Genomic DNA, 10586 nt, shown 5'->3' on the forward strand with positions numbered 1-10586 from the left:
CTGTTGTACTAACATCTAAAAGCTCTTATAATTACAGCTAAATATACCAAAAAAGGAGTAGAAATACTAAGCTTTCTACTCCTTTTATTTATCAATTTATTCGAAAAAAGACTTTTTCAGTGCCCTCTTGAAAAAGCAGGGTTTTTTATAGGTTCGCTAGAGGTGGTACTCTCGCCAGATGATCTCAAAAAGAAAGAGTCAAATTATGTTATTCTTGATGAGAATTGGAAAAATAGTACAGCAGGCACGAAGATAAAAGTCTATGATAAAGGGTATTTAACGCAGAAGGAATTTAAAAAAATGCAAAAAACATTTTCAAAAGTCCCAACTTATGTGCTTGACAATGAAGAAGATTATCACGTTAAAATAGTTTTGTGATAAAGTTATTTAGTGCGGTATTACTACTGTTTGTAGCGGGTATAAATGCTCAAGAGCTTTTTGTTGTAACGGATGCTGCAAGTAATGTTCCCGCTGGATCTTTAGGAATTCGATTAGGGCAATCTATTTAGAAAAAAACAAATGGAGTCAGGGTGCAACTACCACATGTAGATGTAGTGCCGTCGGTGCAGTTTATCATAAACAGTCAAGCAAGAATTGAAGTGGCTTACCGATATGATTTGTATAGTGCGATTTTAGGAACGACTCCTAATGGTGTTTATCTTAACCGGAAGTATAATTTTTTAATATTTTAAAGTAAAACAAAGTGGCGTAATTCAGTTAATTCATTAGTGAGCTGGATTATGTTTTTACTTGGTGAATGTTTTTTAATTTTCTTTTTGGATAAAAAATCAAATCTAGTTTCTGTTTCTATTTAAAGTTTATTTTTTAGCAGATTTATTGAAAATTTAAAATCTTTAAAATCAATTGATTGTAAGTATTTTTTAAGGTTAACTTTCTTTTTTATAAAAAAAAAGCAATATTATTTTTGGATTTTCCAAAATAGTTCTTATTTTTGCACCCGAAATAAAAGCAGGCCCGTTCGTCTATCGGTTAGGACGCATGGTTTTCATCCATGTAAGAGCGGTTCGATTCCGCTACGGGCTACAAACTTTCAATTTTGATGTATTAGGTCAATAATTCACGCACAAACTAAAAGCCTCGATTTTATCGAGGCTTTTTTTTATTTGATAAAACCCCATGCGGTTCTAGAATTGGATAGTGTCCGAAATATGTAAATAGATACCTTAAGCTGGTAATAAAAAGGTAAAAGAATAATCACTTCAAGAATTTGTATTAAGGAAATAATCTATTTTTAAGATGGAATGCGACTAAAAGGGTCTTGATAAAATACTTGGTTGGCTTGTAAAAATTTTATAATTTTGCATTCCGAATTTATAATATAAATTAAAGAAGAAGATGGATATTAAAAGAGTAGCAATAGACGCTGTAAATGAAACAATTGTAATGACAGTTGTTCATATGGATTATAAAGGTCAAGTAGCAAAAAGAATAAACGAAAAAATGCCTTTGGCAACTGTTAAAGGTTTTAGAAAAGGTGCTGTGCCAAAAGACCTTGTTGAAAAACAATACGGTAAAGCTATTAAACAAGAAGAAGTTCAGAAAGTGGTTGATTTAGCACTTGAGCGTTTCGTACAGTCTGAGAGATTGAACCTTCTTGGAACTCCACTTCCTAAAGTGAATGAAAACTTTGATTGGAGTGCTGAAGAATTGACTTTCGAATATGAAATCGGTTTGGTTCCTAATTTCGAATTGGATTTAGAAGCTAAAAACGACATCGTAAAATATGTAGTTACTGCTGATGATAAACTTATTGATGGTCAAGTAGAAAGAATCCAAAAACAATTTGGAACTGCAATTCCACAAGAGGCTGTTATTGAAGGAGCTGATGTAACTGGAACATTCTCTAACGAAGAAAAAGGAATTAATAACGCTACTACAATTGCTGCGGATCTTTTTAAAGACAAAGCAACTTTTGATTTATTCATAGGTAAAAAAGTAGGTGATGTAGTGACTGTAAATACTAAAGGTTTGTTTGAAGACGACCACCAGTTAATGGACGTCATGAAAGTGGCTCACGACGATGTTCACGGTTTAGAGGTGGATGTAAACTTCACTATCGAAGCGATCAATACGGCTGAGTTAGCAGAATTAAACCAAGACTTATTTGATAAATTGTTTGGTGCTGGAACAATCTCTTCACTTGAAGAATTGAAAGGTAAAATCAAAGAAGATGCTGAAAGCCAATTTGCTGCTCAAGCAGATCAAAAATTATTAGGTGATGTAACGGAGTTCTTAATTGAAAGTACTAAGTTTGATTTACCAGCTGAGTTCTTGAAAAAATGGTTGCAAACTGTTGGTGAGAAAAAATTAACTCCAGAAGAAGCTGAGGTTGAATATGCACGTTCTGAAAAAGGATTGCGTTTTCAATTGATCGAAGGTAGAGCTATGGCACAATCTGACATCAAAATCACTTTTGAAGACTTAAAAACATTTACTACAAAAAATATCCGTCAGCAAATGGCACAATTCGGACAAACAAATCCTACCGACGCAGAAGTGCAAGGAATTGTAGCAAGAGTTTTGTCAAATCAAGACGAAGTAAAAAGACTTTCTGATCAAGTTGTTGCTGAAAAATTATTAGAATTATTCAAAGAAAAAGCAAACCCAACTACTAAAGAGGTTACTTACGAAGAGTTTATTGCTGCATCTTACGGAGAATAAATTCTAGTCGTAAAGTCAAATGTCATAAAGTCAAAAGTTAAAAAAATGGAAAATAATTTCGTTTTTTGTTTCAAATTTTAAGATTTTATTACAAATGTAAAACAATAAAAATTACCTATATTTGAGCGTCAGAAAAATTTTTTTTGACGCTCTTTTGTTATTTTAGCAAGTAGGAGCTAATCCAGCTTTTCGTTGCAAGTTTTTTTATCTGTTTAGATTTTATACAATTATTGCAAGAGCTTCCTTTGGTCGCTTTGCCCTAATTATAAAATCAAAAAACAGCTTTCAAAAAGCTTTCCACTACTATCTGGGCTAAAAAGCAAGACATATTGACACGATCTGTAAAGCGGAACGACCTTTGCAATACTGATTATAGAACTAGAGATAAAGTACAACTTAGAACACATACACATGAACTACGGTAAAGAATTTAAAAAATTTGCTACAAAGCACCAAGGAGTAAATGCCATGTATTACGATAAAATCGTTGCGGCAATGAATCCTACTAATATGACTCCTTATATTATTGAAGAACGCCAGTTAAACATTTCGCAACTTGACGTTTTCTCAAGATTAATGATGGATAGAATTATCTTTCTAGGAACAGGAATCGATGATCAAATTGCAAACATCGTTCAGGCTCAGTTATTATTTCTAGAAAGCGCAGACGCTTCTAAGGATATTCAAATTTACTTGAACTCTCCAGGAGGAAGTGTATATGCAGGTTTAGGAATTTATGACACCATGCAATACATCAAGCCTGACGTTGCTACAATTTGTACAGGTATGGCTGCCTCAATGGGAGCAGTTTTATTATGTGCAGGAGCTGAAGGAAAACGTTCGGCATTGCCACATTCAAGAGTAATGATTCACCAGCCATCAGGTGGAGCACAAGGTGTAGCTACTGATATGGAAATCAACTTGAGAGAAATGTTGAAATTAAAAGACGAATTATACAACATCATCTCACATCACTCCGGACAAACTTTCGATAAAGTGCATGCAGATAGTGAGCGCGATTACTGGATGAAAGCTGATGAAGCAAAAGAATACGGTATGATTGACGAAGTGTTGAGAAGAGGATAAAAAAATGGTTTCAGGTTTCAAGTTTAAAGTTATTATGGAAACTTTAAACTTGAAACTTTAAACTTGAAACAAAAAATATGGCGAAAGAAAAATTAGAATGTTCGTTTTGTGGAAGGAAAAAGCCAGAAACTAATTTATTAATAGCGGGTATTGATGCACACATTTGTGATAAATGCATCGAGCAAGCGCACGGAATTGTTCTTGAAGAATTAAAAACAACTGGTAGTTCTAAACTAGTAGGAGATTTAGTTTTGCAAAAACCAAAAGAAATTAGAGCTTTCCTAGATCAATATGTTATTGGGCAGGACCAGACTAAAAAGGTGATGTCTGTGGCAGTTTACAATCACTACAAACGTTTGATGCAACAGCAACAAGACGATGAGGTAGAGATTGAAAAAAGTAACATCATCATGGTTGGGCAAACCGGAACCGGAAAAACATTAGTAGCTAAAACCATTGCAAAAATGCTTGACGTTCCTTTAGCTATTGTAGATGCTACGGTATTGACAGAGGCAGGTTATGTAGGTGAAGATGTAGAAAGTATTTTAACACGTTTGTTACAAGCTGCTGATTATGATGTGGCCAAAGCAGAACGCGGAATTGTATTCATTGATGAGATTGATAAAATTGCTCGTAAGAGTGACAATCCATCTATAACAAGAGATGTATCTGGTGAAGGAGTGCAGCAAGCCTTACTAAAATTACTAGAAGGAACCGTTGTGAATGTCCCACCAAAAGGAGGACGTAAACACCCAGATCAAAAATTTGTTGAAGTAAATACTCAAAATATCTTGTTTATTGCTGGTGGTGCTTTTGATGGAATCGAAAGAATTATTTCGAAACGATTGAATCGTCAAGCCGTGGGGTATTCGACTTCAAAAAATGTAGACAATATTGATAAAGACAATTTGTTGCAATACATTATCCCTAAGGATATCAAAGATTTTGGATTGATTCCGGAGATCATTGGTCGTTTACCAGTTTTGACACACATGGATCCTTTGGATAGAGCAACATTACGTTCTATTTTAACAGAGCCCAAAAATGCGTTAATCAAACAATATGAAAAGTTGTTTTTAATGGATGAGGTAGTATTTACCATTACAGATGAAGCTTTAGATTTTATTGTTGATAAAGCCTTAGAGTACAAATTAGGTGCACGTGGTTTACGTTCTTTATGCGAGGCAATCCTAACCGATGCCATGTATGAATTACCAAGTTCAGATAACAAAGTACTTGAAATAAATCAAGAATACGCTGAGGAAACCTTGAATAAAAACTTATTGAAGCGTTTGGAAATAGCTTCTTAAATTGCAGTTTTCTTAAAATTACAAACCTGTTTATTAATTTAAACAGGTTTTTTTATGCAGTTTTTACAGTATTTGTTATTGTTTTAAAAAATCACATCTATTTATTTAATATCAACTTTAGAATATCGATTTTTGTTAGTACAATTTAATTATGTCACATGAAAGTAGAGGACAAAGAGGTTATATTATTGAAAGTTTCAGGACAAGATAAGCCTGGAGTAACTGCTGGTTTAACATCAATTTTAGCCAATTACAATGCTATTATTTTAGATATTGGTCAAGCTGATATTCATGATACGCTATCCTTGGGTATATTATTTGAAATTCAAGCCGGATCAACATCAGGACCGGTTTTAAAAGATTTGTTATTCAAAGCTTATGAATTGGGGGTTAAAGTAAAATTTATTCCTATATCTATTGCTGATTATGAGATTTGGGTCAAAGGACAACGAAAACAACGCTATACAATCAATATTTTAGGGGAAACATTAACTGCGGTACAGATTGCTGCAGTGACCCAGATTTTATCCAATCAAAACTTGAATATTGATGCTATTAAGAGATTGACAGGACGTGTTTCTATTATTGAAAAAGAAGAATTCCCTCGTGCTTGCATTCAGCTTTCGGTAACGGGAACAATCGTTGATAAGTCTTTTATAACCGCCAGTTTTATGGAAATTTCGAGAACGCTAGATGTGGATATATCGTTTCAAGAGGACAATATGTATCGCAGAAATAGGCGTCTAGTATGTTTTGATATGGATTCGACCTTAATTCAAACTGAAGTTATTGATGAGCTTGCAGAACTTGCTGGAGTAGGCGAGCAAGTTAAAGCAATTACCGAGGCTGCAATGAATGGAGAAATTGATTTTAGCGAAAGCTTTAAGAAGCGAATGGCTTTGTTAGAGGGTTTGAGTGAAGAAGTGCTGCAAACTGTAGCCGAGAATTTACCTATCACAAAAGGCGCCCATAGATTAATGAAGGCCTTAAAATATTACGGATACAAAACTGCTATTCTTTCTGGAGGTTTTACCTTTTTTGGGAACTATTTGCAAAAAGAATTGGGAATTGATTATGTTCATGCAAACGAACTAGAAATAAAAGACGGTAAGTTAACAGGTAATTACATAGGTGAGATTGTTGACGGTAAAAAGAAAGCCGAATACCTACAAGCCATTGCTGATAAAGAAGGTATTCATATCAATCAAACTATTGCAGTGGGTGATGGTGCCAATGATTTACCTATGCTAAACCTCGCAGGACTTGGAATTGCTTTTCATGCAAAACCAACTGTGAAAGAAAAAGCCGAAAGTTCTATTTCAAGTTTAGGTCTTGATGGTGTTTTATACCTATTAGGATATCATGATAGGCACATTGATATGATGGAGCATTAATCTGCTAGAGAATCTCAAAAAAAAAGCACTCGTTATGCACGAGTGCTTAACTCAAAAAAAAATCTATGATGTATTTTGTGATGGTTATAAATCAAAAAATAGAACCGATAGATGTGCGAAATAGCTAACTGATAACAGTTTCCCTATTTCAAATTAAGATGGATAAATCATCTCAATAAATTGGTTGATAGCACTAGAATATGATTTTTAGTGTTTATAATTCAATAAAAATAACAGCCATTACTCTCAGCATAAATCCTAAAAGAAGTAGTAGGTCCTTCGTCAGATTAGTATGATTAGCGTAAAATCAATCTAGTGCTTTCAATTTTTAACAAACGCTTAATAGAACAGAAAATTGGGGGCATTCTGTTTTTTTAAACTTCTACGTTGCAAATCTAATGTAAGATTTTGGATTAATTTTACGGTTTTTATGTTAAAATTTTACGGTTTTTTGGATTAGAGGATCCCTATTTTTTTTGCTTCGTCTATGATATCTTTATCGGTTCCTTTATCAACTAAAAGCTGGATTTTAATATTTGACTTCCTTTTTTCAATAGTGCTCAAGGACAGTTCAAGTTGTTCTGTCATGTCTTTAGTCCTTATGCCGCGGGATAGTAAGGCCAATATTTCACAATCAATGGAATCAAAATCAAGTTTTTTTATAATGTCTTGGCGTAACACTTTGTGAATGGTAGTGCTGTAAAATTTTTGCCCAACGACTATTTCTTGATAAGCGGTCATCAGGGATTGTGCGTTAATGTCATTCTTTAATATAAAACCTTCGGGATTTATTCTTTCAATTGCATTGTGTAAGAGGAGAGGTTCACTATGCATTGTTAATAAAATGATTTTACATTTAGGAAAGTACTGTCTGATAAGAATTCCTAAATCAATACCGTTTTGAATGTTTCTGTCTTCATAAGGAGGTAAACTAATGTCTAAAAAAGCTACGTCTAATGTTAGCTGAGAATGATTCCTATCCCTTATTTTGTTGTATGCTTCTTGACATGAAAATGCGGTAGTAAAATGTTTTGGAATAGTAGCGTTTTCAAGTCGGGATAATATATTGATATAGGCATCAATAGTAATAGGATGATCGTCTACAAGAAGAAGGTTATGTGTTTTCATTTCAAGTAATAGCATTTTAAAACGCTAATATAGAATAATGTATTTTGCGTTCAAATAGATATTTAAAATACTTTTTGATTTCTTATTCATTGAGATGTCATCTTGAAGTTAGATTTTGTTAAAATTGCTACTATAATATTCATTAGGGAATAGAACTTTTATTTAATTTATACAATCCGATTTCATTTCGATCACATATATTTATTTTGAAACTGCAACTCCTTCAATTGCTCTAGATAGTCTCTTTGGTTTGATAATCTTGGTATTTTGTGTTGCCCGCCTAGTTTGTCTCGGTCTTTTAACCAGTCGTAAAATAAATTTTTACGAGCTACATTGATTACCAATGGGTTTAAAGTCATGTTGTTGTAACGTTTGGCTTCGTAGTCAGAGTTGAGAGCTTGTATGGATTCATCCAATACTTTCTGGAATTGCAATACATCAGTAGGGTTGTCTTTAAACTCAATCATCCATTCGTGAGCGCCTTTCTCTTTGCCTTCCATAAAAATAGGTGCCACAGTATAGTCAACCACTTCGGTTTGGGTGATTTTGCAGGCTTTGGCAATAGCCTGATCTGTGTTTTCAACCATTAATTCTTCCCCAAAAACATTGATATGATGTTTGGTTCTGCCTGTAACTCTAATTCTGTAAGGATTTAAAGAGGTAAAACGCACCGTATCACCTATCATGTAGCGCCACAAACCAGAGTTGGTAGTAATGACAATGGCGTAGTTTTTAAATAATTCTACATCTGCTAGTCGAATTGCTTTTTGGTTTGGCGTACCAAAAGTATCCATCGGAATGAACTCATAAAAAATCCCGTAGTCCAACATCAACAACAAATCACTAGAGTAATTTAAATCTTGAATAGCAAAAAAACCTTCGGAGGCATTGTATATTTCGTAGTATTTAAAATCTTTTTTAGGAAGTATTTTTTGGTACTGCTCTCGGTACGGTTCAAAATTGACACCACCATGAAAATAAACTTCTAAGTTGGGCCAAAGTTCTAGTAAATTGCCTTTGCCAGTTTCCTCTAGCATTTTATTCATTAATACCAGCATCCAGGAAGGAACACCTGCAAAACTAGTTACATTTTCGTTTTTAGTTTCGTTGATAATGGCAGCAATCTTGGTCTCCCATTCGCTCATCAAGGAAGTTTTGCTGCTTGGCGTGCTGCTAAACTCTGCCCAAATAGGCATGTTCTCAATTAAAATTGCCGATAAATCTCCAAAAAAGGTATTCTTATCTTCGTAAATTTGGGAACTGCCACCTAAACGCAAACTTTTCCCCACAAACAGTTCCGAGTCTTCATTGTTGTTCAAGTACAAGCAAAGTAAATCTTTGCTGCCTTTGTAATGACAATCTTCTAATGCTTCGTTACTTACAGGAATAAATTTACTCTTAGCATTTGTGGTGCCGCTTGATTTAGCAAACCACTTTATGGGTGTTTCCCAAAAAACATTTTGTTCTCCTTGGCGAGTTCGTTCAATAAGGGGTTGTAATTCTTCGTAGCTAGATATAGGAACTCGTTCTGCAAACGTGGCGTAGGTTTGTATAGATGCAAACTCATATTCTTTGCCAACAACTGTATTCTTTGAGGATTGTATCAAGTGCATAAGCAATTCTTCCTGAACTTCATTAGGGTATTTCAAGAAAAGTTCGATTTGATGAATCCTTTGTTTAAGAACCCAAGAAGCAAACGAATTGATTATGGTTAGCGGCATTTTTAAATTATGAATTATGAATTACGAATGATAACTTTACCAAAAATAACAAAATTTGTTTAACAACTTGTGTTAAACCCGAAACTTTAAAGCGCATGACTTACGAAGGTGTACTTGCAAAAATGCAAACGGAATTGGGTAATCCCATTCAATATTACTTGGTTTTTGAAGATAGTTTTTTGAACGTGAATCAGTTACTAAATAAAGAGCTAGAAATCAATTTTGTAGGCTATCAATGTTTAAATTGTGGCAAAAAGAAAAAAATATTCCGTCAAGGTTTTTGTTACGATTGTTTTTATTCTAGCCCAGCCGTGGGCGATTGGATTATGAAACCCGAGTTAAGTACGGCGCATCTTGGGATTCAAGACCGGGATTTAGCCTATGAACAAAAAGTGCAATTGCAACCGCATATTGTTTACCTAGCCTTATCTAGCGAAGTAAAAGTAGGTGTGACTCGTAAAACACAAGTCCCAACCCGATGGATAGATCAAGGTGCCAATCAAGCCATTTCAATTGTAGAAGTGCCTAATAGATATCTAGCTGGAATTACCGAGGTAGCACTCAAAAACCATTATGCTGATAAAACCAATTGGCGAAAAATGCTCACTAACAATGTAGAGCAAATTGACTTAGTTGCAGAACGTTTAAAAGTTGAAAATCTAATTCCAAATGAGGTTCAGGAATATTTTCATGCTCAAAAAAATGATTTGTATGAAATGCATTATCCCGTTCTAGACTATCCCGCTAAAGTAAACAGTTTAAGCTTGGACAAAACACCACAATTTAAAGGAAAGCTTACCGGGATAAAAGGGCAGTATTTGCTTTTTGAAAACGGTACCGTATTTAACATCCGTGGTTCAGAGGGGTATGTAGTATCTCTTGCAGTATAAAAAGTTCTAGGGCGTATCCTTTTTTTAAAATTGAAAAAATTTTAAAAAAAGGTCAGGCTGTTCGAGGGCACTGAAAAAGTCTTTTTTCGAATAAATTGATAAATAAAAGGAGTAGAAAGCTTAGTATTTCTACTCCTTTTTTGGTATATTTAGCTGTAATTATAAGAGCTTTTAGATGTTAGTACAACAGCAATCAATACAGTTCAGTGAACATTCTTCTTTATATGATTTAATTATTCCAAAGAATAACATTCTGAGGAAAATCAATGATTTAATAGATTTTTCCTTCATTTATGATGAATTATTAAATAAGTACTGCACCAATAATGGACGTATGGCAGAAAGCCCCGTTCGTATGTTCAAGTATTTGCTTCT

The 10586-nt window shown here is 34.1% G+C and carries 8 protein-coding genes, 1 tRNA gene and 1 pseudogene; 8 read left to right on the forward strand and 2 right to left on the reverse strand.

The window, feature by feature from the left end:
• Positions 1–374 precede the first annotated feature (374 nt).
• From FJV36_RS16575 to serB, 6 genes are all read left to right on the forward strand, one after another.
• A complete protein-coding gene (locus FJV36_RS16575; RefSeq protein WP_255470360.1) occupies positions 375–509 on the forward strand; it encodes a hypothetical protein in 135 nt (44 codons plus the stop codon).
• Positions 510–972: 463 nt separating this feature from the next.
• Positions 973–1044, forward strand: a tRNA-Glu gene (locus FJV36_RS08000).
• 312 nt (positions 1045–1356) lie between these two features.
• The gene (locus FJV36_RS08005) at positions 1357–2682 is read left to right on the forward strand and encodes a trigger factor (RefSeq protein ID WP_158730551.1); all 1326 of its coding nucleotides are present in this window, start codon (positions 1357–1359) and stop codon (positions 2680–2682) included.
• 411 nt (positions 2683–3093) lie between these two features.
• Positions 3094–3768 (forward strand): ATP-dependent Clp endopeptidase proteolytic subunit ClpP, encoded by a 675-nt coding sequence (gene clpP, locus FJV36_RS08010; protein ID WP_026707631.1) that lies wholly within the window; start codon positions 3094–3096, stop codon positions 3766–3768.
• A gap of 77 nt (positions 3769–3845) precedes the next feature.
• Positions 3846–5078 carry an ATP-dependent Clp protease ATP-binding subunit ClpX gene (gene clpX, locus FJV36_RS08015; protein WP_158730550.1) on the forward strand — a complete coding sequence of 411 codons (1233 nt, stop codon included), beginning with the start codon at positions 3846–3848 and terminating at the stop codon, positions 5076–5078.
• Between the two features lie 158 nt (positions 5079–5236).
• Positions 5237–6472, forward strand: coding sequence for a phosphoserine phosphatase SerB (gene serB, locus FJV36_RS08020; protein WP_158730549.1), 1236 nt, complete (start codon positions 5237–5239; stop codon positions 6470–6472).
• 456 nt (positions 6473–6928) lie between these two features.
• Here the strand turns inward: serB and FJV36_RS08025 are convergent, their stop codons facing one another.
• Both FJV36_RS08025 and FJV36_RS08030 read right to left on the reverse strand, forming a co-directional pair.
• The gene (locus FJV36_RS08025) at positions 6929–7600 is read right to left on the reverse strand and encodes a response regulator transcription factor (RefSeq protein ID WP_158730548.1); all 672 of its coding nucleotides are present in this window, start codon (positions 7598–7600) and stop codon (positions 6929–6931) included.
• Between the two features lie 191 nt (positions 7601–7791).
• A complete protein-coding gene (locus FJV36_RS08030) occupies positions 7792–9321 on the reverse strand; it encodes a GH3 auxin-responsive promoter family protein (RefSeq protein ID WP_158730547.1) in 1530 nt (509 codons plus the stop codon).
• A 95-nt stretch (positions 9322–9416) separates the two neighbouring features.
• Here FJV36_RS08030 and FJV36_RS08035 point away from each other — a divergent pair, with 95 nt between their 5' ends.
• Both FJV36_RS08035 and FJV36_RS08040 read left to right on the forward strand, forming a co-directional pair.
• Positions 9417–10211: a DUF2797 domain-containing protein gene (locus FJV36_RS08035; protein ID WP_158730546.1), complete on the forward strand. Its 795-nt coding sequence runs from the start codon at positions 9417–9419 to the stop codon at positions 10209–10211.
• 175 nt (positions 10212–10386) lie between these two features.
• Positions 10387–10586 (forward strand): annotated as a pseudogene (locus FJV36_RS08040) (IS5/IS1182 family transposase); the annotation flags it as partial.

It is taken from the genome of Flavobacterium sp. I-STPP5a (assembly GCF_009764685.1).
Lineage (GTDB): Bacteria > Bacteroidota > Bacteroidia > Flavobacteriales > Flavobacteriaceae > Flavobacterium.